The sequence below is a fragment of the Georgenia sp. SYP-B2076 genome, from assembly GCF_003991205.1.
Taxonomy (GTDB): Bacteria; Actinomycetota; Actinomycetes; order Actinomycetales; family Actinomycetaceae; genus Georgenia.
Genome location: NZ_RXOZ01000033.1, coordinates 222,827 through 246,499, shown reverse-complemented (window position 1 = coordinate 246,499; position 23,673 = coordinate 222,827). Strand labels below are relative to the sequence as shown.

Below are 23,673 nucleotides of genomic sequence, written 5' to 3'. Positions count from 1 at the left end.
GGGCTCAGAACTCGACGGCGACCTCGTCGGCGGCCGCCTTGCTGGCGGCCTCGGCGGCCTCGGCGGCCGCCGCCTTCTCGGCCGCCTCGCCGATACCGAGCTTGGTGAGGATCTTCTGTTCGATCTCGTCGGCCAGTTCGGGGTTGTCCTTGAGGAACTGGCGCGACTTCTCCTTGCCCTGGCCGAGCTGGTCGCCCTCGTAGGTGAACCAGGCGCCCGACTTGCGCACGATGCCGTTCTCCACGCCGAGGTCGATGAGCCCACCCTCGCGGGAGATGCCCTCGCCGTAGAGGATGTCGAACTCGGCCTGCTTGAAGGGCGGGGCCATCTTGTTCTTCACGACCTTGACGCGGGTGCGGTTGCCGACCGGGACCGAGGCCTCCTTGAGGGTCTCGATGCGGCGGATGTCCAGGCGCACGGAGGCGTAGAACTTCAGCGCCTTGCCGCCCGTGGTGGTCTCCGGCGAGCCGAAGAAGACGCCGATCTTCTCGCGCAGCTGGTTGATGAAGATGGCGGTGGTCCCCGAGGACGAGAGCGCACCGGTGATCTTGCGCAGCGCCTGCGACATCAGGCGGGCCTGCAGGCCCACGTGCGAGTCGCCCATCTCGCCCTCGATCTCGGCCTTGGGCACCAGGGCCGCGACCGAGTCGATGACGACGATGTCCAGCGCCCCGGACCGGATCAGCATGTCCATGATCTCCAGGGCCTGCTCACCGGTGTCCGGCTGGGAGACGAGCAGGTTGTCGGTGTCCACGCCGAGCTTCTGGGCGTAGTCCGGGTCGAGCGCGTGCTCGGCGTCGATGAAACCGGCGACGCCGCCGGCCCTCTGCGCGTTCGCGACGGCGTGCAGCGCCACCGTGGTCTTTCCGGAGGACTCCGGGCCGTAGATCTCGACGACCCGGCCGCGCGGGAGTCCACCGATGCCCAGGGCGACGTCGAGGGCGACGGAGCCGGTGGGGATCACCTTGACCTTGGCGCGGGTCTCGTCGCCCAGGCGCATGATCGAGCCCTTGCCGAACTGGCGGTCGATCTGGCTGAGCGCGGCCTCCAGGGCCTTGCTGCGGTCTGCTACGGGAGCGGGCATGTCAGTCACCTCTCGGGCGATCGGGCCGCCGGGGCGGCCCGGGTTTTCGGGTCAGGGCTGGTCTGGTGCAGGGCCCGCCCTCTCCGGACGGCTACCTGCGAGCGACGTTATGCCCGACCACTGACATCCGGCCGTGGGCCCCCGCGGTGGTGTGGAGACTCGCGGCCGTCGTCGCCTGTGGACGAGCCTACGCTGAACGTCTGTTCGAAGTCATTCCCGACACGCCGGCTCCCACGTCACGCCCGCGGCGCGCCGCGGCGCTTCTCCTTGGGGTCCATCCGGTGGCGCCAGCGGACGGTGTCGGGGAGCTCCATCTCGTCGCACACGGCGTCCCACACCTCCCGCGGGGCGAAGCCGTCGGCCAGGGCCTGCTCCGCCGTCCGGCCCCCCACCCTGGTCAGCACGAGGTCCTGCGCCAGGGAACGGCCGTAGCCGGCGCCGAAGGTCTCCTCGACCACCTGCCAGAACTCTGAGTGCTTCACGCCCCCAGAATCGCACGACCGCACGGACCCGTCGCACGCGCGTGCGTGTGGGTGGCGGGCGGCACAATGACCACGTGCCCTTCTCCGAGCCGACCCGCGCGTGGTTCTCCGGGGCGTTCGCGGCCCCGACGCCCGCCCAGAGCGGCGCGTGGGACGCGATCTCCTCCGGCGAGCACGCCCTGGTGGTCGCGCCCACGGGCTCCGGCAAGACCCTGGCCGCGTTCCTGTGGGCGCTGGACCAGATGCTCACCGGCGAGGTGCCCGAGGCCGCCCAGCGCTGCCGCGTGCTCTACGTCTCCCCGCTCAAGGCCCTCGCGGCCGACGTCGAGCGCAACCTCCGGTCCCCGCTCGTGGGCATCTCGCAGGCGGCCGCGCGCCTGGGCGCCGCCGTCAACGACGTGCGCGTGGGCGTGCGCACCGGGGACACCCCGGCCGCCGAGCGCCGTCGGATGGCCACCCATCCGCCCGACATCCTCATCACCACCCCCGAGTCGCTCTACCTCGTGCTGACCTCCTCGGCCCGCGAGGGCCTGCGCGGCGTCCGGACCGTCATCCTCGACGAGGTGCACGCCGTCGCCGGCACCAAGCGCGGCGCGCACCTGGCACTCTCCCTCGAGCGCCTCGACGAGCTCCTGCCGGTCCCCGCCCAGCGCGTCGGGCTCTCCGCAACGGTCCGGCCGGTGGGCGCCGTCGCGACGTTCCTCGCCGGCCACCGCGGCCTGCAGGACGGCGGCCGGCCCGTGCGCGTGGTCGAGCCGGCGAGCAGCAAGGAGCTGCGCATCGACGTCGTGGTCCCCGTCGAGGACCTCGCCGACCCCTCCGCCACGCCCCTGCGCGCCGCCGCCCGCGCGGGCGCCGACGACGGCCCCGACCTGTCCGGGGACGCGGCCGGCGCGCCGCCCGAGCAGCGCCATCCCTCCGTGTGGCCGCACCTGACCGAACGGGTCGTCGACCTCGTGGCCGAGCACCGCTCGACCATCATCTTCACCAACTCCCGCCGGTCCGCGGAGCGGCTCACGGCCCGCCTGAACGAGGAGTGGCAGGCGCGCCAGGAGGGCGCGGGGACGGACGACGCCGTGCGGGCGGCGGGCGGGGCGTGGGCGGCCGCCGTCCCCGGGCAGTCCGGCACCGCGCTGGCGACGTCGGAGGTCATCGCGCGCGCCCACCACGGCTCGATGAGCCGCGAGGAGCGGGTGCGCACCGAGACGGCCCTGAAGTCCGGCCAGCTGCGGGCCGTCGTCTCCACCTCCTCCCTCGAGCTCGGCATCGACATGGGGGCGGTGGACCTCGTGGTGCAGGTGGGCGCGCCCCCGTCGGTGGCCTCGACGCTCCAGCGCGTCGGCCGGGCCGGGCACCAGGTGGGCGCGCTGTCCCACGGCGTCGTGCTGCCCACCTACCGCGGCGAGCTGCTGCCGGCGGCCGTCGCCTCCGCGCGCGCCCGGGCCGGCCTCATCGAGGAGGTCCGCACGCCGGCGAACCCGCTGGACGTGCTCGCCCAGCAGGTCGTGGCGATGCTGGCCATGGAGGATCTCGCCGTGGAGGACGTCGCGGCGATCGTGCGGCGCTCCGCCCCGTTCGCCACGCTCGGCGACCGCTCGCTGACGGCGGTGCTGGACATGCTCGCCGGCCGCTACCCCAGCGAGGACTTCGCCGAGCTGCGCCCCCGGATCGTGTGGGACCGGACCGCCGGCATGCTCCGCGCCCGGCCTGGCGCCCTGCGCCTGGCCGTCACGAGCGGCGGGACCATCCCGGACCGCGGCCTCTACGGCGTCTACCTCGCCGCCGGGCCGGGCCCCGCCGACGACGACCGCCCCGGCTCGACCGCCTCCGTGACCTCGGGGGCCCGGGGCGCCGGCCGACGGGTCGGCGAGCTCGACGAGGAGATGGTCTACGAGTCGCGCGTGGGCGACACCTTCACCCTCGGCACGAGCACCTGGCGCATCGAGGCGATCACGCCGGACCGGGTGCTCGTCTCGCCCGCACCCGGACAGCCCGGGCGCCTGCCGTTCTGGAAGGGCGACTCCCCCGGCCGGCCCGCCGAGCTCGGTCGCGCGCTGGGCGCCACGACCCGCGAGCTCGTCGCCCACCTCGAGGACTCCGCCGCCGAGCGGCTGGCGGCGACCGGGCTGGACGGGTGGGCCGTCGAGAACGTCCTGTCGTACCTGGGCGAGCAGCGTGAGGCCACCGGGCCGCTGCCCGACGACCGGACCATCGTCGTCGAGCGTTTCCGCGACGAGCTCGGTGACTGGCGCGTGGTCCTGCACTCGCCCTACGGCGCGCGGGTGCACGCCCCGTGGGCCATGGTCCTGACGGCGCGGCTGGGCGAGGCCACCGGCATGGACGTGCACGCCTCCCCCAGCGACGACGGGATCGTGCTGCGGCTGCCCGACATGGACGCCGACGAGTCCGGCCCCCTCGACGTCGGGAGCCTGCTGCTCGACCCGGCCGAGGTCTCCGGCCTCGTGGTCGCGGCCCTGACCGGGTCCGCGCACTTCGCGGCGCGCTTCCGCGAGGGTGCCGCCCGCTCGCTGCTGCTGCCCCGCCGCCGCCCGGACCGGCGCCAGCCGCTGTGGCAGCAGCGCCAGCGCAGCGCGCAGCTGCTGGCGGTGGCCTCGCGCTACCCCGACTTCCCCGTGGTGCTCGAGGCCGTGCGCGAGTGTCTCCAGGACGACTTCGACGTGCCCGCGCTCACGGACCTCATGCGCCGGGTCGCGTCCCGGGAGGTCCGGGTGGTCGAGGTCGCCACGACCGCCCCCTCGCCGTTCGCCCGCTCGCTCCTCATGGGGTACATGGCGCAGTTCCTCTACGGCGACGACGCCCCGCTGGCCGAGCGGCGCGCGACCGCGCTGACGCTCGACCCTGCGTTGCTCGCGGAGCTCGTCGGCTCGGACCTCGGCGACCTCGCGGACCTGCTCGACCCCGACGCCGTGGCGCAGGTGTCCGCGGAGGTGGGCCTGCGCACGGAGCGCGCCCGCGCCCGGGACGCCGAGGGCGTGGTCGACCTCGTCCGCCGCCTGGGGCCGTTGCGCACCGCCGAGCTCGAGGCCCGCGCCGTCACGCCCGAGCTCGTGGGGACGTGGCTGGCGGAGCTGGAGGACCAGCGCCGGATCATGGCCGTGCGCGTGGCCGGGACCGACCAGTGGGCGGTCCTGGAGGACGCCGGCCGCCTGCGCGACGCCCTGGGCACGGCCCTGCCCGTCGGTCTGCCGGAGGCGGTCCTGGAGCTGCTGCCCGACCCCCTCGGAGACCTGGTACGCCGCCACGCCCGCACCCACGGCCCGTTCACCGCCGCCGACGTGGCGGGGCGTCTGGGCCTCGGACCCGGCGCGGTCCTCCCCGTCCTGGCCGACCTGGTCCGCACCGGGGCGATGGTCCAGGGCAGGCTCAGCCCGGTGGCGCCGGCCGACGGGCACCTCGCCGCGGCCCCCGGTGCGGCGGCGGGGCCGGACGGCGCGGAGCCCCGGTCCCTCGTGGCGCTGGCGTCGCCGGACGAGCTCGACGTCGTCGCGGCGCCGCCCGTGGAGTACTGCGACGCCGAGGTCATGCGCCGCATCCGGCGCCGCTCGCTCGCCCATCTGCGCAGCGAGGTCGAGCCGGTCGGCCCGCAGACCCTGGGAGTCTTCCTCCCCCGCTGGCAGCACGTCGCGCCCGTCGGCGCCCGCCCCGAGCTGCGGGGCGCGGACGGGGTGCTGACCGTCGTCGACCAGCTGGCCGGTGCCCTCGTGCCGGCCTCCGCGCTGGAGTCCCTCGTGCTCCCGGCGCGGGTGCGGGACTACTCACCCGCGATGCTCGACGAGCTCACCAGCGCCGGGGAGATCGTGTGGGTGGGTGCGGGCACGCTGCCCGGCGTGGACGGCATGCTCGCCCTCCTGCCCGCGGACGCCGTCACCGACCTCGCGCCGGCCCGGCCGCCCGCGACGCCGGCGCTGGCCAGCCTGCACGAGCGGCTCCTGAGCGTGCTGGGCGCCGGCGGCGGCCGCTTCTTCCGTGACCTGCTACCGCCCGACGAGCTCGCCGCCGACGGCCGCGCCGCCAGCGCCCGGCCCACCGAGGTGCTCGAGGCCCTCTGGGACCTCGTCTGGGCGGGGCTCGTCACGAACGACACGCTCGTGCCGGTGCGCGCCCGGCTCCGCGGCGGGCGGCCCGCGCACTCCGCCCCGACCGCGCCGGCACGGGCCCGGTCCCTGCGTCCGGGCGCCGGCCTGCGCCGGGCGGCGCTCTCCCGGTCCGCGCTCGCGGGGGCCCGCCCGACCGGCGCGGTCAACCTGCCGGCCGCGGCGGGGCGCTGGTCGCTGGTGCACACGCCGGGCGGCGCCGCGCCGCTGGAGCCGGGCGCGTCCGCGGGCGACGACGCCGCGGCCCGCACGGCGCGGGTGACCGCGCTGACCGTGGCGCTCCTCGAGCGCCACGGCCTGCTCGTGCGCGGCGCCGCCGGCCTGGAGGACCTGCCCGGCGGCTTCGGGGCCGCCTACCAGGTGCTGCGGCGGCTGGAGGAGTCGGGCCAGGTGCGCCGCGGCTACCTCGTCGAGGGCCTCGGCGCGGCACAGTTCGCCCTGCCCGAGGTGGTCGACCGCCTCCGGGGCGACGCCGCGAGCCTCGCCGCGCGCCGCGAGCGCGAGCAGGCGCCGGGCTCCGGGGCCGCCCCACGGGTGGACCTCCTCGCCGCCACGGACCCCGCGAACCCGTACGGGGCCGCGCTCGGCTGGCCGCCCACCACCGCCGGGGAGGGCCACCGACCCGGGCGGAAGGCGGGCGCGGTCGTCGTCCTGGCCGACGGCGCGCTGGTGCTCTACGTCGAGAAGGGCGGGCGGTCCTTGCTCTCCTTCACCGAGGACGCGGCGCTGCTCGAACCGGCGACGGCCGCCCTGGGCGGCGCCGCCGCGACCGGGGCCCTGGGCGCGCTCACCGTCCAGCGGCTCGACGGCGCCCCGGCGCTCGAGGCCCGTGGGGCCCTGCGCCAGGGGCTGGAGGCGGCCGGGTTCGGGCCGACCCCCCGTGGACTGCGGCTGCGCGTCCCGCACCAGACCCGGCGCTGAGAGGGGCCATGCCGAGCTCACCGTCGCCCCACGCGAGGTCCGCCGTCGTCGCCCGGCTGCGGGCGGCGGGCTGCGTGTTCGCCGAGGACGAGGCCGCGCTGCTGGTCTCCGCGGCCCGGAGCCCGGCCGAGCTGGCCGAGCTGGTCACCCGGCGGGCCGGCGGCCTCCCCCTGGAGCAGGTCCTGGGGTGGGCGGAGTTCTGCGGCCTGCGGATCGCGGTGGAGCCGGGGGTGTTCGTCCCGCGCCGCCGCACCGAGCTCCTCGTCCGCGAGGCCACCCGCCTCGCGGGACCGGGGGCCGTCGTCGTGGACCTGTGCTGCGGCTCCGGCGCGGTGGGGGCCGCGCTCGCCGCCCGGCTGGGCCCGGTCGAGCTCCACGCCGCGGACATCGACCCGGCCGCGGTGCGCTGCGCGCGGCGCAACGTGGCCGCCGCCGCGGGCCGGGTCTACCGGGGCGACCTCGACGAGCCGCTGCCCGCCATGCTGCGCGGCCGCGTCGACGTCCTCGCCGCGAACGCCCCCTACGTCCCCACGGGGGCGATCCCGACGATGCCCCCGGAGGCCCGCACGCACGAGCCGCGGGTGGCGCTCGACGGCGGCCCGGACGGGCTCGACGTCCAGCGGAGGCTGATCGCCTGCGCGCCGCGGTGGCTCGCGCCTGGTGGCCACCTCCTGGTGGAGACCAGCCGGCGTCAGGCGGCCGGCACCGCCGCGCTCGTCGCCCGCCGCGGGCTGGTCCCGGTGGTGGTCACGTCGGACGAGCTCGACGCGACCGTCGTGATCGGCGCCCACCCGTCCTGACCTCGCCCGCGCCGGGGAGCCGGCAGAGCACCGGCTCCGCGGCTACCGCGAGCGCCGGCGGGGCGTGCCCCGCCGCGGGCGCGGGGCCACCGTGGGGGTGGCCCGCCTCCCGCCGGCGGCCTTCTTCGGGGCGGGCGCCGCGGCCCCGCCCCGGGAGCTCTGCTCTGTCCGGCCGCGCACGATGCCGATGAACGTCTCGACGCGCGGGTCCTCGTCGTCGGCCCGCCAGGCCAGCGCGACCTGGCGCTCGGCGACGCCGGTGACGGGGCGGTGCACGACGTCCTTGCGGTGGTGCAGCCGCGCCAGGGACATCGGCACGATGACGATGCCCGCCCCGGCGGCCGCCACCTCGACCGCCTGCTTCACCGTCATGGTGGGCACGTCCACGCGGGTGCCGTCCCGCAGCTCCCGGGCGACGGCGCGCCACTCCGGCACGTCGTCGGGGTCCTGGAGCAGGTGCTCGTCGGCCAGGTCCGCGACGGCGACCTCGTCGAACGCGGCGACGGGGTGGTCCTTGGCCACCACGACGACGGGGACCTCGCCGTAGAGGGGGATCACGTGCAGGCCCTCACGGTCGACCGGGAGCCGGACGAAGCACATGTCCGCCTCGCCGGCGCGCAGCACGGCGGTCTGCCCGGCCTCCTCCACCTGCGCGGCCTCGAGGGGGCTCGCGGGCATCCGGCTCGCCCAGATCTTCAGCCACTTGTCCGGCGTCACCCCGGGGGCGAAGCGGACGCGGAACGGCTCCGTCATCTCGGTCCTCCGGTCGTCGGCGTGCTTGCTGCACCCCGAGGATAGTGCAGCGCGGTTCGGCCTCCCGCCCGCCACCGCCTACGCTTTCGGGCATGAGCACGCCCAAGCCCCAGACCATGAAGCCCCAGACCGCCGCCAAGAAGCTGGGCGTGCTGTTGTCCGCGACGCCGGCGGAGTTCCAGGACGGGGTGGTCAGCCGGGACGAGCTGAACGACCTCCAGGCGAACCCGCCCGAGTGGCTGACCCAGCTGCGGCACAACGGCCCCCACCCGCGCCACGAGGTGGCGTGGCGCCTGGGGGTGTCCGTGTCCGGCCTCACGCGCGGTGGCGTCACCGAGCCCCTGACGACCGACGAGATCAAGGCGCTGCTCGCCGAGATGCCGGCCTGGCTGGAGGCGGAACGCGCGACCCAGGCGAAGGTCCGGGCCGAGGAGGCGCGGCTGAAGGCGCGCGCGGCCGAGCAGGCGCGGTCCGAGCTGGGCTGAGTCGCCCGCGTTCAGTGCCCGCCCTCGGGGACGAGCTCGCCGACCGGCACGGGCGCCTCGATCCGGTTGCCCGCCGGGGCGAGCGGGCAGGCCCAGCGGGGGTCGTAGGTGCACGAGGGGTTGTAGGCGAAGTTGAGGTCGACGACCCAGGTCTCCTGCGACGTCCTGCCGAGGTCGGCCCCCTTGGCGGTGTCGAGGAGGTAGCGCCCCGCGCCGTAGGTCGAGGTGCCGGCCGTGCCGTCGCGGAAGGGGACGAAGAGCCCGCCGCCGTACGAGCACAGCCACCACACGTCGAGCGACCCGAGCCCCGGGAGCTCGAACCGTCCGACACGCTGGAACCGGGCGACGCCGTCGGTCCCGGTCGCGACCGCCCAGGCCTCCGGCTCGGCCTCGACGACGGGGAGCTCGAACCGGAAGGCCTGGTCGTAGTCCGCGTGCCTGAGGGACTGGCCGCCGACGCGCGGCGAGGCCGGGTGGGAGCGGAACAGGTCGCTGCGGCCGGCCACCCAGAGCGCGTGGGCCGCGCTCGGCGACGGTTCGGCGCGGACTTCGGCGTAGAGGGCATGCACCTCGCGCCGCCACGAGGCGACGTCGACGGCATCCCGCAGGGACGTGGTCACGTCTCGATCCTCCCCCATCCGCACCCTGTCCCGAGGTACCCGGCCCGTCGCGGGCGGGGCGACGGCGTGGCGCCGCCGGGCTCTTCTGTTCGGCACCGGCGGATGGCAGGGTCGGGTCATGGACGGGCGGCCGGACGGACTCCTCGAGCTGACGTGCACCCTCGATGCGCCGCGCGAGCGCGTCTTCCGCATGCTGACCGAGCCCGCCGAGCTCGCCAGGTGGTGGGGCCCGCACGGATTCACCATGCCCGAGACCGAGCTCGACCTGAGGGCCGGCGGCCGGTACCGCTTCTCCATGCTGACGCCCGGCGGCGACGTGTTCCACGTCTCGGGCGAGTTCCTCGAGATCGACCCGCCGGCCCGCCTCGTCTACACGTTCAGGTGGGATGAACCCGCCCCCGACGACCGCGAGACGGTGGTCACGCTGTCGCTGGCCGCCGCCGGCGACGCCACGGCGGTGTCCCTCTCGCACGGCGTGTTCGCGACCGAGGAACGACTCGCCCTGCACCGGGGAGGGTGGACAGACAGCTTCGAGAGGCTGGACGCCCTCATCGGCCGGGACAGCTGAGGGGCGCGCGACGGGCGCACGGTTCGTCGTCGGGCCCGTTCCGTGTGAGGAGGCCGTTCCGTGTCGAAAGCAGCCGGCGCGGTTCGACGTGAGCATGACGGGGAGCCGGCCGAGACCTCGACCGGCCCACGCCGGCACCACCCCGGCCCGACCAAGGAGGACGACCATGCGATTCATGTTGCTGCTCAAGGGTGACTCCGACCCCGGCGAGACGCCCGGCCCGGAGGTCTTCGAGGCGATGGGCAGGTACAACGACCAGCTGGCACAGGCCGGTGCCCTGCTCGCCGCCGAGGGGTTGCTGTCCAGCGCTACCGGCACCCGGGTGACCCACTCCAAGGGCGGGACCAGCGTCACCGACGGGCCCTTCACGGAGTCCAAGGAGCTCCTCGCGGGCTTCTGGATGATCGAGGTGGGCTCGAAGGAGGAGGCCGTGGAGTGGGCGCGCCGCGCGCCTCTCGGGGCCGGCGAGGAGTTCGGCTCGGAGGCGGTCATCGAGGTGCGTCAGATCGCCGAGCTGTCCGACTTCCCGGACATGACCCCCGCGCAGAAGGCAGACGAGCAGGCGCTGCGCGACAGGCTCACGGGCGCCTGAGCCGCCCGGCGGGGCCGCTCCGGCTCCCCTCAGCCACCCAGGAGCCGCTGGGCGAGGCGCCGCTGGTCGTCTGGGACGACGACCCTCCGGCTCGTGAGCAGCTGCCAGCGTGTGGTCACGCCGTCCGGCCCCCGAAGCCGGCCGGCGGCCAGCGCGCGGTCGATCCGGCGGCGCACCTCGCCCTCCTGGTCGGGGGCGGCGACGAACAGGATCGTCAGGTGGAGGTCCTCGCCGACCCGCCTCGCGCCTGTGTGATGCGGCGCGAGCGGGCACGGCGGTTCGTGGTCCCAGTGCCCGCACAGCTCCACGGTGATCGCCGCCCCGGGCGCCCCGGTATCGCCGTCAGCGGCCATCGCCAGGACGGCCTCGTGGGCGAATGCTTCGCGCATCCAGCCAGTGTGCCGACGCGCGCCGGGCGCGTCACGCCGGCGCCGCGCCGGTGTCCCGGGACCCGCCGCGCCGTCGCCGCGCTCGTGTCCCGGGGCCCGCCGCGCCGTCGCCGCGCCGACGCGGCCGTGCCATGCTGGATTGGCGCGCCCGCACCACCGGCAGGGCGCGGCACCGAGGAGAGGCAGGGCGTCGTGACGCTGGTGGACAACGCGATCTACGTCGACGGCGTACGGACGGCACGCCCCAGCACGCTCGACGAGACGTTCGCGTTGCTGAACGCGCAGCACGCCATGGCGTGGATCGGGCTGTACCGGCCCGACAGCGGCGAGGTGCAGGCGGTCGCCCGCGAGTTCGGCCTGCACGAGCTGGCCGTGGAGGACACGACCAAGGCGCACCAGCGCCCGAAGCTGGAACGCTACGGGCAGACGCTCTTCACGGTCCTGCGGCCGGCCCGCTACATCGACAGCACGGAGAAGGTCGAGTTCGGCGAGCTCCACGTGTTCGTCGGGCGAGGCTTCGTCGTCACCGTCCGTCATGCGGAGTCGCCCGACCTCGCCCGTGTCCGGAGACGGCTGGAGGGGGCGCCCGAGATCTTGCGGCTGGGCCCCACTGCGGTCCTGTACGCCATTCTCGACCAGGTGGTCGACGAGTACGCGCCGGTCGTGGCGGGCCTGGAGGAGGACATCGACCAGATCGAGGACCAGCTCTTCAGCAGGGACCCCTCCGTATCCCGCCGCATCTACGAGCTCTCCCGCGAGGTCATCGAGTTCCAGCGCGCCACCCAGCCGCTCATCGAGATGGTCGAGCGCCTCGCGCGCGGACTCAGCACGACCGACGCGGACATCGAGCTCCAGCACAGCCTGCGGGACGTGCGCGACCACATCCTCCGCGTCGTCGAGCGTGCCGACTCCTTCCGCGTACTCCTCCAGAACGCGCTGACCGTGAGCGCCACCCTCGAGACCCAGCGGCAGAACGACGAGATGCGCAGCCTCACCGAGGCGAGCTACGCGCAGAGCGAGCAGGTCAAGCGGATCTCCTCGTGGGCGGCGATCCTCTTCGCGCCCACCCTGGTCGGCACGATCTACGGGATGAACTTCCGCAACATGCCCGAGCTCGCCTGGCGCCTCGGCTACCCCCTGGCCCTGCTCGCCATGCTCGTCATGGGCATCGTGCTCTACGTCATCTTCAAGAAGCACCGCTGGCTCTGAACCCCCGCACCCCTTTACACAACTATTGTGCATAACTACTGTGCACTCCATGGAAGACTCCCGCCAGGCACGGCTCGACGCGCGAGCCGTCAAGGTCCTCGCGCACCCGCTGCGCAGCCGGCTCCTCAGCGCGCTGCGGCTGGACGGCCCCGCCACAGCCACCGCCCTCGCGCGGACGCTGGGGACCAACACCGGCGCCACGAGCTACCACCTGCGCAAGCTCGCGGAGGTCGGGCTCGTCGAGGAGACCGGCGAGGGCACCCGTCGGGAGCGCTGGTGGCGGGCCGCCCACGAGAGCCACTCGTGGTTCGCGAGCGACTTCGACGACGACCCGGAGAGCCGCGCGGCGCACAGCTGGCTCCAGGGCGAGTACGCGCGCCACTTCCAGACCCGCGCCGATGCGTGGCGGCGTGACGAGGCGCGCTGGCCCGCGCCGTGGCGCGACGCGGCCGGGGCCTCGGACTACGCGCTGGACCTCTCCCCGGACGACCTGGTCTCGCTCGTCGGCGAGATCGACGAGGTCATCGAGCGCTACCGCACCCCGGCCTCGGCGGCCGCCGGCCCCGCGCGCGACACCCACCGCGTCTTCGTCTTCCTCCACACGTTCCCCGAGGTGGCCGGGGACGCGTCGTGAGCGGGCTGAGTGCCCGCTCGCTGCGCCGCCGGTTCCTCGCCCTCAGCGCCCTGCGCTGGCTGCCGGTGGGCCTCATCATCCCCATCACGGTGCTGCTCCCCCTCGAGCGTGGCCTCAGTCTGGGCGAGGTCGGGCTGGCCGTGTCGGTCCAGGGCCTCGTGGTCCTCGCGCTGGAGCTGCCGACCGGTGGGCTGGCCGACTCGGTGGGTCGCCGCCGCGTCCTGCTGCTCGCCGCGGGCGTGGGCGTCGTCTCGACGGGCCTGTACCTGGTCGCCGACACGGCCGTGCTCCTGACCGCAGTGTTCGCGTTGCAGGGCGTCTACCGCGCCCTCGACAGCGGCCCGCTCGAGGCCTGGTACGTCGATGCGGCCATGGCAGTCGGCGGCCACGCGCCCATCGACCGCGCGCTCAGCGCCCAGGGCGTCGTCGTCGGCCTGGCGATCGCCGGCGGGGCGCTCCTCAGCGGCGCACTGGTCGTCCTCGACCCGGTGCCGGTCCTCGACGCGCTCGCCGTGCCGGTGGCCGCGTCGCTCCTCCTGCAAGTCCTCGGGCTCGCCGGGATCGCCGTGCTGATGGTGGAGACGCCGATGACGACGGGCGCGCGCGCCGCGTGGCGGGCGGCCGCCCGCACCCCCCGGGCGATCGCCGACGGCGTGTCCGTGCTCCGGCACAACCGTGTGCTGCTCGCCCTCGTCGCCGTGGAGCTGACCTGGGGCTTCGGCATGGTGGCCTTCGAGACGCTCACCCCGGTCCGTCTCGCGGAGATCGTCGGCGGCGAAGCCGCCGCGGCGATCACCGGCCCGGCGAGCTCGGCCGCGTGGCTGCTCTCCGCCGCCGGCGCCGCGGCGCTGCCCTGGGTCGGGCGCCGCCTCGGCCTCGCGCGCACCGCGGCGCTCATGCGCGTCGTGCAGGGCGTCACGGTCGTCGGGATCGGCCTGTTCACCGGCGTCGTGGGCGTGGTCACCGCCTACCTGGCCTGCTACGTCGTCAACGGCGCGTCCGACCCCGCGCACCAGAGCCTGCTGCACCGCCAGGTCCACGGTCCGCAACGGGCCACGGTGCTCTCCCTGAGCTCGATGGCGTCCCAGCCGGCCGGTTCCCTGGGGGTCATCGCGCTGACGTGGCTGGCGGACGGGCTCAGCGTCGGGGCGGCCATGATCGTCGGGGCGGTCGTGCTGGCCGTGGCTGCGCCGCTCTACCTGCCCGCGTGGCGCCAGGAACGGCGGGCCGAGGCGGCGGGGACGCCCCCGCCGCTGGCTGTTGCCGCGCGGGTCGGCGGCGAGGCACCATCGGGCCCATGATCCTCACCGGGGCGCGCCGTGCCTGAGGGCGACATCGTCCTGCGGGTCGCGCGGCGCCTCGATGCCGCCCTGGCCGGGGAGGTGCTCGTGCGCGGCGAGCTGCGCTGGCCCAACCTCGGCGGCGAGGACCTCGCGGGGGTCGCCGTCGTCGGGCACGGCACCTACGGCAAGCACCTGCTCACCAGGCTCGGGGACGGCCGGACCCTCCACACCCACCTGCGCATGGAGGGGCGGTGGAGGCTGGTGCGGACCGCCGACCTGGCCGCCGGCGCGAGCCGCGCCGACCGCTCCCCGCAGGTCCGCGCCGTGCTCGCGAGCCACCGGTGGGCGTGCCTCGGGATCGACCTGGGGATGATGGACCTGCTCCGCACCAGGGACGAGAACCGGCTGCTCGCCCACCTCGGCCCGGACGTGCTGGCCCCCGACGTCGACATGGCCGCTGCGGCCGAGCGCGTCCTCGCGGAGGGCGCCCGCGGCATCGGTGAGGTGCTGCTGGACCAGACCGTGGTGGCCGGCCTGGGCACGATCTACATGGCCGAGTCGTTGTGGGCGCACCGCGTCTGGCCGTGGCGCCCGGCCGGGACGCTGGGCGACACCGCCGCCGACCTCGTGGCGACGGCGCGGCGGCTGATGCTGCGCTCCGCGCAGGCCCGCACGCCGACGGCGACGGGAGACGCCCGGCGCACGACCAACGTGCACGGCCGGGAACGGCAGCCGTGCCCGCGCTGCGGCACCCCGGTGGCCCGGGGCGAGGTGGGCCGGGCACCCACGGCGCGAGTCGCCTACTACTGCCCGAGCTGCCAGGCCGCTCCCTGAGCGGGCGCCCGGCCACACGGCGCCGCTCCCTGAAGGCGCCCGGACACAGCGCGAGGCCCGGACCAGATGGTCCGGGCCTCGCGGGCGGTGCGTAGGTCAGGGTCGGAGTCAACCGACCGGCTGGAGCACGCTCTCTCGACGCAGCAGCTCGTCCGGCACGGTATCGGGCACATGCACGCCCTCGACCACTGCGACACGGTCGGAGACGGCTCGGAGCACGAAGCTCATCGGAACGTTGAGCGCCTCGCAGATGGATGCGAGCAGCTCGGACGAAGCCTCTTTCTGACCGCGCTCGACCTCGCTGAGGTAGCCGAGGGACACGCGCGCGGCTGAGGAGACCTCACGAAGGGTTCGACCCTGACGCTGGCGGGCGTCACGTAGCACGTCCCCGATCTCACGACGTAGCAGGATCATCGTGCGGCCCTCCTCCCCTGCCCGGCTGGGCGTTGTCCTCATACCGTACCCCGCCGCGGGGGCGGGGCGCTTGCCTGTGCGGACTTCGACACGCCCCTCGGGACGTCGGGGGGATTGCGCAGCACCGCGCGATCCCGCGCGGTACGTGTATCGACTGGTAGCCATCACTCGTGTCAACGGCGCGGCGCCGCCGATTGTTCCCGCTCGTCCGCAACGAGGGACGCCAGCAGCGCCAGGGCCGCGGCCGACGCCGCGCCGCGGATGGTGGCGCGGGAGCCTGCCAGGGCGAGCCGGCGGACACGGATCCCGCCGGGGCCGTGCACAGCGACGTGGACCGTCCCCGCCGGGTGTCCATCCGACGCGCCGGGACCGGCGACACCCGTTGTCGCGACACCGTGGCTCGCCCCCAGGCGATGCGCCGCGCCGCGTGCCATCTGCCGCGCGACGTCCGGGTGCACGGGCCCGTGCTCAGCCAGGAGCCCGGCGTCAACACCCAGCAGCTCGCACTTGAGGTCGGTGGCGTACGCGACGACTCCGCCCCGCAGGACGGCGGAGACGCCCGGGACGCGGACGAGCTCGGCGCTCACCTGCCCGCCGGTCAGCGACTCGGCGACGGCCAGGGTCGCGCCCCGCGCCTCGAGCATCATGACCAGCCGCTCCACGGCCGGCGCGGCACCGCCCGCGCCGGGCACCGCGCCGGCCACCGGACCGCGCTCAGCCACGCGCGGCTCAGCCCTGGGGCGCGGGGCCGTCAGGAACGCCGTTGCCCGCCGCACCTGCCGGGCCCTCGGGGAGGCCGTCACCGGTCGGCCCCGCCGTGCCTCGCTGGCCGGGGTCGGGAGTGGCGCGGGCGATCCGCATCGCCTGGACGACGTAGTCGAGGCCCGTGATCACGGTGACCGCCACGGTCACGAGGACAATGAACCAGGTCAGCACGTTGATGCCGTCGGCGATCCCGCTCGGCACGAGGTTCGCCCACGGCACCAGGAGGAGCGCGATGAAGAGGATCTGCAGGGTGGTCTTCAGCTTGCCGCCCTTGCTGGCGGCCATCACGGCCCGGCGGATCATGAAGAACCGCAGCACGGTGATGCCGAGCTCGCGGACGATGATCACGACGGTGACCCACCACGGCAGCGACCCGTCCATCGAGAGCAGCACGAGCGCCGTGATGACCAGCGCCTTGTCGGCGATCGGGTCGGCGATCTTGCCGAAGTCGGTCACCAGGCCCCGGCTGCGCGCGAGCGAGCCGTCGAGCTTGTCCGTGGCGGCCGCGAGGAGGAAGACGACTGTGGCCCACAGCCGCAGCGTGGTGGTGTCCTGAAGGAGCAGCCACGCGAAGACCGGCACCATCACGATGCGCAGCATCGTCAGCACGTTCGCGATGTTCCACAGCGGCACGGCCGCGGGAGTGCTCGCGCCGGACGGCGTCGTTGCGGGATCTGTCGTCACCCGCTCAGCCTAGGTCCCCGGCGGCCGCACGGCGCCCGGCGTCCAGCGCGGGGATCGCGCCACAACCGCGGGCGGAGACCCCGGTCGGAGGACGCTCCCCGTCGCATCCGTCACTTTGGCACCGCTTTGTATCGCGATCCGTGCCGTCGTCCCGGCGGCTCGGCCATCTGGCCCGGCAGCGCCGCGGCGGCGGGGCCACCTGTGCGGCACCGTCGTGACGGGGCGTCGAGCACGCGCGGAGCTAGCGCCCGGTGAGCTGCCAGGCGTCCTCGCCGTCTTCCTCGTCGCCGTCGTCGTAGTCCGCCGCCGCCGCCGGCGGCGCGTGCCCGGCGACGCCGTCGGCGTACCGGTCCACCGGCGCGGCGGGCTCGTCCCCATCGACGTCGTAGGGGCCCGCGCCCGGGCCCGCGGCGGCGGCGGGCGCGTCCTCGCCGCGCAGCATCGCCAGCGTGGCGGGCAGGTCGTCGGGCTGGACGAGCACGTCGCGTGCCTTGGAACCCTCGGACGGGCCCACGATCTCCCGGGACTCGAGCAGGTCCATGAGGCGCCCGGCCTTCGCGAAGCCCACCCGCAGCTTGCGCTGGAGCATGGAGGTGGAACCGAACTGGGTCGTGACGACGAGCTCGGCCGCCTGCAGCAGCAGGTCGAGGTCGTCGCCGATGTCCTCGTCCACCTGCTTCTTCGCGACCGTCTGGACGACGTCCTCGCGGTAGGTGGGCTGAAGCTGGGCCTTGACGTGCTCGACGACCGCGTGGATCTCGGACTCGGTGACCCACGCGCCCTGGACCCGCATGGGCTTGGACGAGCCCATGGGCAGGAACAGCGCGTCGCCCTGGCCGATGAGCTTCTCGGCGCCGGGCTGGTCGAGGACCACGCGGGAGTCGGCGAGGGAGGAGGTCGCGAAGGCGAGGCGGGAGGGCACGTTGGCCTTGATCAGGCCCGTGACCACGTCCACGGACGGCCGCTGCGTGGCGAGGACGAGGTGGATGCCAGCCGCGCGGGCGAGCTGGGTGATGCGCTGGATCGAGGCCTCGACGTCGCGGGGGGCCACCATCATGAGGTCGGCCAGCTCGTCGACGATCACGAGCAGGTACGGGTACGGCGCAATCTTCCGCTCGCTGCCGGGCAGGGGCTTGACCTTGCCCGAGCGCACCCCGGCGTTGAAGTCGTCGATGTGCTTGTAGCCGAACGCCGAGAGGTCGTCGTAGCGGGCGTCCATCTCGCGCACCACCCACTCGAGCGCCTCGGCCGCCTTCTTGGGGTTCGTGATGATGGGCGTGATCAGGTGCGGGATGCCCTCGTAGATGGTCAGCTCGACCCGCTTCGGGTCGACCAGGACCATGCGCACCTCCTCGGGCGTCGAGCGCATCATGATCGAGGTGATCATCGAGTTCACGAAGCTCGACTTGCCGGCGCCGGTGGCACCGGCCACGAGCAGGTGGGGCATCTTCGCGAGGTTGGCGACGACGTAGCCGCCCTCGACGTCCTTGCCGACGCCCACGACCAGCGGGTGCTCGCTCCGGCGCGCCACCGACGAGCGCAGCACGTCGCCCAGCGCCACGGTCTCGCGGTCGGTGTTGGGGATCTCGACGCCGATCGCGGACTTGCCGGGGATCGGGGAGAGGATGCGCACGTCCGCGCTGGCCACCGCGTAAGCGATGTTCTTGCTCAGCGCGGTGATCCGCTCCACCTTCACGCCCGGGCCCAGCTCGAGCTCGTACCGGGTGACGGTGGGCCCCCGGGAGAAGCCGGTGACGTGGGCGTCGACGGAGAACTCGGTGAGCACGGTCGTCAGGGCCTCGACCACGCGGTCGTTGGCCGCCGAGCGGAGCTTGTGCGGGGCGCCCTTGATGAGCACGTCGTCGGCGGGGAGGGTGTAGATGACGTCCGGGGCGAGCTGGAGCTGCTCGGCGCGCGCGGGCAGCGCCTGGGTGGGCGGCGCCTCCAGCTCGGCCTTCGGGGCCTCGTCCGCCGCGGGGTCGGCCGCCGCGTCGGCGGTCTCTGCGGTCGGCGCGGCCTCGGCGCGCTTGCGGCCCTTGCCGCGGCGGGCGGCGGCCAGCGCCGTCGTCGCGGCGGCGTCGACGTCGTCGGCGGGGGCCAGCTCGTGCGGGTGCGTGAACGCCTCGTCGGCGTCGTACTCCCCCGGCACGACGGTCGGCGCCTCGATGGCGCGGGGCGTCCGGCGCCGGCGGGGCGCCGGCGGGCGCGGGGTGCCGTCCGCGGCGACGAGCTCGGCGGTGACCTCCTCGCCCTCCTCCGGCGCCCGGCCCACCAGCCAGTTCCCGGCGGAGGCGAGGCGGCGTGGGACGGCCGCGACCGGGGTGGCCGTGACCACGAGCACGCCGAAGAGGGCGAGAAGCAGGAGCAGCGGGACCGCGCCCCACGCCGAGAGCAGGACGGTCAGTGGCGTCCCCGCCATCCAACCGAGCAGGCCGCCGGCCGACTCCACCGCCGCGAAGGACTCGGTGGGGCGGGGCAAGCCGGACGCGACGTGGATCAGGCCGCACACCGCCGTCGTGACGGCGACGAGGCCCACGGTCACGCGCGCGTTCGCCTGCGTGCGCTCGGGGTGGCGCATGAGGCGCACGGCCATGCCGACCAGGACGATCGGCAGGAGGATGCCGAGGACGCCGACGACGCCGGCGGCCACGTGGTGGATGGCGTCACCGGCGATGCCGGAGAGCCCGAACCACTCCCGGAGTGCGACGACGATCGCCATCGCGAGGAGCAGGAAGGCCACCCCGTCCCGTCGCAGGGCGGGGTCGAGATCCTTCGCCCCGGAACCGACCCCTCGGGCAGTGCCTCCCACCACGTGCGCTCCTCCCATCCAGATGCCACGGAAGAAGCGAACGGGGAGCGAGCTACGCTTCGGGCGCGACGGCGGAGCCGTCCGCCCGCGGCTACCGGATCCCTTGCCTCCGCGAGTACTGCGCGCGGATGATCCACGTGCCGTCGAGGCCGACCGTCCGGGGGAAGTCGTACGGGTAGCCATGATGGGGACAAACTAGCCCCGCGCTCCCGCCCCGGCACCCCCGCCGCGCCGCAGGTGCGCCGCATCACGTTCCCCGCGGTGCGTGCCCTGCGGCCCGGCAGATCATCCCCAGGGTTGTCGTGCGGCGGTGGCGCGGGTTTACGCGGCCGGCCGCACTGGCCGGCGGGCGGCGAGGGTGAGGGTGAGGGTGAGGATGCCGCATGCGAGGATCACGAGGCCGGTCACGGCGCCGGGCGACAGGTGCTCGTGCAGGACGAGCAGCCCGAGCACGCTCGCCGTGAGCGGCTCCGCGAGGGTCAGGGTCGCCACGACCGAGGCAGGCAGCCCGGCCAGGCCGTACCCGAAGAGGAGGTAGGCCAGCGTCGTGGTGACGAGGCCGAGCCAGAGTGCCATCGCGAGGCCCGGTCCCGTGGCGAGCCAGCCCGCGTCGGTGCCGAGCAGCGGGATGCTGAGGGCCGCGGCCAGCCCGAAGAGGGCGCCCATCGATCCCGTCGGGGACCAGCCCCGATCGAGGAGCTCCTTGCCCGCGAGCGTGTAGACCGCGTACGACGCCCCCGCCCCCACCGAGGCGAGCAGTCCGAGAGGCGCCGGCACCGTGGTGGCGGCCGCCGGACCGGCGGCGCCCGTCGCCCCACCGAGGACGGCGACGCCGCAGGTCGCGATCGCCGTCGCCGCGATCCACGCCGTCCCGGGGAAGCGGCGGTGGATCGCCCAGTCGAGGACCCCGGTGAGCACCGGCGCGGACCCGAGGGCGACGACGGTGCCGATCGCGACGCCGTTGACGGAGGTTCCCGCAAAGAACATCGGCTGGTACGCCACGACGCCGCACGCGCCGATCACGACGACCAGCAGCGAGGACCCCACGGCTCGGGCGCCCGTCGTCGGGGGCCGGGAGGCCGTGAGGGCGCGCGTCACCGCGCCCGACGCCCCCGTCGTCCCGCTGGCCCTGTGGCGGTTCGCCAGCAGGGTCAGCCCAGCGACGGCCGCCAGTGCGCCGCCGCCGACGAGGATGCGCGCGGCGCCGATCTGGGTCGCGTTCGCGTTCTCCGGTCCGAGCGCGCCCGCCGTGCCCGTCGTGCCGAAGCAGACGGCGGCGAGCAGCACGGCGAGGACGAAACGCACCGGCGCATCCTGGCACAGGTGGCACGGGAGCGCGGCGCCCGGGGTCGGGCCCCGGGACCAGGCCCCGGGACCAGGCCCCGGGCTCAGGCCTCGACGACCGTCGGGATGATCATGGGGCTGCGGCGCAGCCGCTTGGCGGTCCAGCGGCCGACGACGCGGCGCATGGCCTGCTGCATCTGGTGGAGGTCGGCGTTGCCGCGCCCGACCACCTCGGTCAGCGCCTCCGTGACGTCGGGAAGGATGGCGTCGAAGACGGAGTCGTCCTCGGCCATCCCGCGGGCCTGGATGTGCGGGCCCGTGAGGACCTTGCCGGTGGTCGTGTCCACCACGGCGAAGATGGCGATGAAGCCCTCCTCGCCGAGGATGCGGCGGTCCTTGAGCTCCGCGTCGGTGATCTCGCCGACGGACGAGCCGTCCACGTACACGTAGCCGCAGGGCACGGCCCCGGCGATGCGGGCCTTGCCGTCGATGAGGTCGACCACCACGCCGTCCTCGGCGAGGACCACGCGCTCGGCCGGCACACCGGTCTGGACGGCGAGGGCCCCGTTGGCCACGAGGTGGCGGATCTCGCCGTGCACGGGCATGACGTTCTTCGGCCGCACGATGTTGTAGCAGTACAGGAGCTCGCCGGCGCTCGCGTGGCCCGAGACGTGGACCTTGGCGTTGCCCTGGTGCACGACGTTCGCGCCGAGGCGGGTCAGCCCGTTGATGACCCGGTAGACCGAGTTCTCGTTGCCCGGGATGAGTGAGCTCGCGAACACCACGGTGTCCCCCGGCCCCACGGAGACGCGGTGGTCCTTGTTGGCGATCCGGCTCAGCGCCGCCATGGGCTCGCCCTGCGAGCCGGTGGCCATGAGGACGGTGTCCTCGGGCGGGTAGCTGTCGATCTTCTTGACGTCGATGAGGGTGTTCGGCGGGACCTTGAGGTAGCCGAGGTCCGCGGCGATGTTCATGTTGCGCACCATCGACCGGCCGACCAGGGCGACCTTGCGCTCGTGCAGGGCTGCGGCGTCGAGCACCTGCTGGACGCGGTGCACGTGCGACGAGAAGCTCGCGACGACGATCTGGCCGGTGGCCTGCCCGAATACGTGGTCGAGCACCGGTCCGATCTCGCGCTCGAGGGACGTGAAGCCGGGGACCTCGGCGTTGGTCGAGTCGGTCATGAACAGGTCCACGCCCTCCTCACCGAGGCGGGCGAAGGCGCGCAGGTCCGTGATGCGTCCGTCGAGCGGGAGCTGGTCCATCTTGAAGTCGCCCGTGTGCAGCACATTGCCGGCGGCGGTGCGGATCATGACGGCGAGGGCGTCGGGGATCGAGTGGTTGACGGCGACGAACTCGAGGCCGAACGGGCCGAGCTGCTCGGTCTGCCCCTCGCGCACCGCGAGGGTGACCGGCGTGATGCGGTGCTCCCTCAGCTTGGCCTCGAGGAAGGCCAGCGTCAGCTGGGAGCCGATCAGCGGGATGTCGCCGCGCAGCCGCAGCAGGTAGGGGACGCCGCCGATGTGGTCCTCGTGCCCGTGCGTGAGCACGATGGCCTCGACGTCGTCGAGGCGATCGGCGATGTACTCGAAGTCCGGCAGGATCAGGTCCACGCCGGGCTGGGTGTCCTCCGGGAACAGCACGCCGCAGTCGACGATGAGCAACCGGCCGGCGTGCTCGAAGACCGTCATGTTCCGGCCGACCTCGCCGAGCCCGCCGAGCGGGACGATGCGCAGGCCTCCCTGGGGGATGGGGCCGGGCGTGGACAGTTCTGGATGCGGGTGGCTCACGCCACCATCTTGCCAGGCGAGCGGGCCGGCGGTGCCGGGCTGTCTCGCTCGGCTGTGTCACCGAACGGTCGCACCGGGTTTGGATCCGGGTCGGGTGCGCTGGGCCGGCCCCGCCAAGCCGGGGCCGCCGGGCCGAGGTCGCCGGGCCGAGGTCGCCGGGCCAGGGCCGCCGGGCCAGGGCCGACCGGCCGCGGCGGCCGCCCGGCTCAGGCGGCGAGGAGCCCGTGCTCGCGCAGCACCCTCTCGAGCTCGGCGACCTCGGCGGGCGAGGACTGGACGAGCGGGAGGCGCACGGTGGGGCTGGAGATAAAGCCCTGCAGGTGGAGCGCGTGCTTCGCCATGACGGCGCCCTGACCACCGCCCATCAGCGCGGCGACGATCGGGCGCATGCGTGCCGCGACGTCGCGGGCGCGCGGCAGGTCCCCGGCGTCGACCTCACGAACCATCTCGGCATAGGCGCCGGCCGCGACGTGCCCGACGACGGAGACGACGCCGGAGGCGCCGTGCGCGAGCCAGTCGAAGTTGAGGCCGTCGTCGCCGGAGTAGAACTCCAGGCCGGTGCGCGCCATGCGCTCGAAGCCGGCGGGGACGTTGCCCGTGGCGTCCTTGACGCCCAGGATCCGCGGGTGCTCGGCGAGACGGTCGAGGCACTCGTCACCGATGGCCACGCCGGTGCGGCCGGGGATGTCGTAGAGGAGCACCGGGACGTCGACGGCGTCGGCGACCGCCTTGATGTGCTGGTAGACGCCCTCCTGGGAGGGGCGGTTGTAGTACGGCGAGACGACGAGCACCCCGCTGGCCCCCACCGCCTGGGCGCTCTGCGCCATCCGCACCGCGTGGGCGGTGTCGTTGGAGCCGGCGCCGCCGACGATCATGGCCCGCTCCCCTACGGCGTCGATGACGGCGCGGATCAGGTCGTCCTTCTCGGGCTGGTGCGTGGTCGGGGACTCGCCGGTGGTGCCGTTGAGGACCAGGGCGTCACACCCGTCGTCGACGAGCTTGACCGCCACCCGTACGGCCGAGTCGATGTCGATCGTGCCGTCGGGGTGGAAGGGCGTGACCATCGCCGTCGAGACGGACCCGAAGGTGCGCGACGGGATCCGGTCTGCCTCGGTGGCCTGGGCGGTGGAGTCCATGACATGACGGTATCGCCGTCAC

Annotated in this window: 21 protein-coding genes; 9 read left to right on the top strand and 12 right to left on the bottom strand. The window is 74.6% G+C overall.

Annotation, left to right across the window (positions count from 1 at the left end; all coding sequences use genetic code 11):
• Positions 1 to 4 precede the first annotated feature (4 nt).
• On the bottom strand, positions 5 to 1,084 hold the full coding sequence (gene recA, locus EJK16_RS15260) for a recombinase RecA (RefSeq protein WP_127130798.1): 1,080 nt from the start codon (positions 1,082 to 1,084) through the stop codon (positions 5 to 7).
• A gap of 236 nt (positions 1,085 to 1,320) precedes the next feature.
• A complete protein-coding gene (locus EJK16_RS15255) occupies positions 1,321 to 1,566 on the bottom strand; it encodes a DUF3046 domain-containing protein (RefSeq protein ID WP_127130796.1) in 246 nt (81 codons plus the stop codon).
• 74 nt (positions 1,567 to 1,640) lie between these two features.
• On the opposite strand from EJK16_RS15255, the gene EJK16_RS15250 reads away from it, so the two are divergent.
• Both EJK16_RS15250 and EJK16_RS15245 read left to right on the top strand, forming a co-directional pair.
• The gene (locus tag EJK16_RS15250; protein ID WP_127130794.1) at positions 1,641 to 6,602 is read left to right on the top strand and encodes an ATP-dependent helicase; all 4,962 of its coding nucleotides are present in this window, start codon (positions 1,641 to 1,643) and stop codon (positions 6,600 to 6,602) included.
• Positions 6,603 to 6,610: 8 nt separating this feature from the next.
• The gene (locus EJK16_RS15245) at positions 6,611 to 7,402 is read left to right on the top strand and encodes a putative protein N(5)-glutamine methyltransferase (protein ID WP_127130792.1); all 792 of its coding nucleotides are present in this window, start codon (positions 6,611 to 6,613) and stop codon (positions 7,400 to 7,402) included.
• Between the two features lie 42 nt (positions 7,403 to 7,444).
• Here EJK16_RS15245 and EJK16_RS15240 read toward each other — a convergent pair whose 3' ends face one another.
• Positions 7,445 to 8,155, bottom strand: coding sequence for a LysR substrate-binding domain-containing protein (locus EJK16_RS15240; RefSeq protein ID WP_127130790.1), 711 nt, complete (start codon positions 8,153 to 8,155; stop codon positions 7,445 to 7,447).
• Between the two features lie 92 nt (positions 8,156 to 8,247).
• On the opposite strand from EJK16_RS15240, the gene EJK16_RS15235 reads away from it, so the two are divergent.
• Complete coding sequence (locus tag EJK16_RS15235) at positions 8,248 to 8,640, top strand: DUF5997 family protein (protein ID WP_127130788.1); 393 nt, start codon at positions 8,248 to 8,250, stop codon at positions 8,638 to 8,640.
• A gap of 11 nt (positions 8,641 to 8,651) precedes the next feature.
• Here the strand turns inward: EJK16_RS15235 and EJK16_RS15230 are convergent, their stop codons facing one another.
• A complete protein-coding gene (locus EJK16_RS15230; RefSeq protein ID WP_240646092.1) occupies positions 8,652 to 9,260 on the bottom strand; it encodes a DUF1684 domain-containing protein in 609 nt (202 codons plus the stop codon).
• A 118-nt stretch (positions 9,261 to 9,378) separates the two neighbouring features.
• Here EJK16_RS15230 and EJK16_RS15225 point away from each other — a divergent pair, with 118 nt between their 5' ends.
• Both EJK16_RS15225 and EJK16_RS15220 read left to right on the top strand, forming a co-directional pair.
• Positions 9,379 to 9,828, top strand: a complete 450-nt coding sequence (locus EJK16_RS15225; RefSeq protein ID WP_127130784.1) for an SRPBCC domain-containing protein — start codon at positions 9,379 to 9,381, stop codon at positions 9,826 to 9,828.
• Between the two features lie 166 nt (positions 9,829 to 9,994).
• The gene (locus tag EJK16_RS15220) at positions 9,995 to 10,420 is read left to right on the top strand and encodes a YciI family protein (RefSeq protein WP_127130782.1); all 426 of its coding nucleotides are present in this window, start codon (positions 9,995 to 9,997) and stop codon (positions 10,418 to 10,420) included.
• Positions 10,421 to 10,449: 29 nt separating this feature from the next.
• Here the strand turns inward: EJK16_RS15220 and EJK16_RS15215 are convergent, their stop codons facing one another.
• Positions 10,450 to 10,809 (bottom strand): hypothetical protein, encoded by a 360-nt coding sequence (locus EJK16_RS15215; RefSeq protein ID WP_127130780.1) that lies wholly within the window; start codon positions 10,807 to 10,809, stop codon positions 10,450 to 10,452.
• Positions 10,810 to 11,001: 192 nt separating this feature from the next.
• Between EJK16_RS15215 and EJK16_RS15210 the strand changes: the two genes are divergently transcribed.
• The 4 genes from EJK16_RS15210 to EJK16_RS15195 are packed head-to-tail and all read left to right on the top strand — an operon-like array spanning position 11,002 to position 14,769.
• Positions 11,002 to 12,018 carry a magnesium and cobalt transport protein CorA gene (locus tag EJK16_RS15210; protein WP_127130778.1) on the top strand — a complete coding sequence of 339 codons (1,017 nt, stop codon included), beginning with the start codon at positions 11,002 to 11,004 and terminating at the stop codon, positions 12,016 to 12,018.
• Between the two features lie 49 nt (positions 12,019 to 12,067).
• Positions 12,068 to 12,652, top strand: coding sequence for a helix-turn-helix transcriptional regulator (locus EJK16_RS15205; RefSeq protein ID WP_127130776.1), 585 nt, complete (start codon positions 12,068 to 12,070; stop codon positions 12,650 to 12,652).
• Positions 12,649 to 13,953, top strand: coding sequence for an MFS transporter (locus tag EJK16_RS15200; protein ID WP_127130774.1), 1,305 nt, complete (start codon positions 12,649 to 12,651; stop codon positions 13,951 to 13,953). The genes EJK16_RS15205 and EJK16_RS15200 overlap by 4 nt, the downstream gene beginning before the upstream one ends.
• 18 nt (positions 13,954 to 13,971) lie before the next feature.
• Entirely contained in the window at positions 13,972 to 14,769 is a 798-nt protein-coding gene (locus tag EJK16_RS15195) for an Fpg/Nei family DNA glycosylase (protein ID WP_127130772.1), read from the top strand.
• 108 nt (positions 14,770 to 14,877) lie between these two features.
• On the opposite strand, the gene EJK16_RS15190 is transcribed toward EJK16_RS15195, so the two are convergent.
• The 7 genes from EJK16_RS15190 to dapA form a co-directional block, all read right to left on the bottom strand.
• A complete protein-coding gene (locus tag EJK16_RS15190) occupies positions 14,878 to 15,183 on the bottom strand; it encodes a helix-turn-helix domain-containing protein (protein WP_127130770.1) in 306 nt (101 codons plus the stop codon).
• Between the two features lie 173 nt (positions 15,184 to 15,356).
• Complete coding sequence (locus tag EJK16_RS15185; protein ID WP_370276056.1) at positions 15,357 to 15,905, bottom strand: CinA family protein; 549 nt, start codon at positions 15,903 to 15,905, stop codon at positions 15,357 to 15,359.
• A 7-nt stretch (positions 15,906 to 15,912) separates the two neighbouring features.
• Positions 15,913 to 16,632 (bottom strand): CDP-diacylglycerol--glycerol-3-phosphate 3-phosphatidyltransferase, encoded by a 720-nt coding sequence (pgsA, locus tag EJK16_RS15180; protein ID WP_255411510.1) that lies wholly within the window; start codon positions 16,630 to 16,632, stop codon positions 15,913 to 15,915.
• Between the two features lie 241 nt (positions 16,633 to 16,873).
• Positions 16,874 to 19,624 carry a DNA translocase FtsK gene (locus EJK16_RS15175; RefSeq protein ID WP_127130768.1) on the bottom strand — a complete coding sequence of 917 codons (2,751 nt, stop codon included), beginning with the start codon at positions 19,622 to 19,624 and terminating at the stop codon, positions 16,874 to 16,876.
• A 138-nt stretch (positions 19,625 to 19,762) separates the two neighbouring features.
• Positions 19,763 to 20,746 carry a DMT family transporter gene (locus EJK16_RS15170; protein WP_127130766.1) on the bottom strand — a complete coding sequence of 328 codons (984 nt, stop codon included), beginning with the start codon at positions 20,744 to 20,746 and terminating at the stop codon, positions 19,763 to 19,765.
• An 83-nt stretch (positions 20,747 to 20,829) separates the two neighbouring features.
• Positions 20,830 to 22,515: a ribonuclease J gene (locus EJK16_RS15165; protein ID WP_127130764.1), complete on the bottom strand. Its 1,686-nt coding sequence runs from the start codon at positions 22,513 to 22,515 to the stop codon at positions 20,830 to 20,832.
• A 206-nt stretch (positions 22,516 to 22,721) separates the two neighbouring features.
• Positions 22,722 to 23,651, bottom strand: coding sequence for a 4-hydroxy-tetrahydrodipicolinate synthase (dapA, locus tag EJK16_RS15160; RefSeq protein ID WP_127130762.1), 930 nt, complete (start codon positions 23,649 to 23,651; stop codon positions 22,722 to 22,724).
• Positions 23,652 to 23,673: the final 22 nt, after the last annotated feature.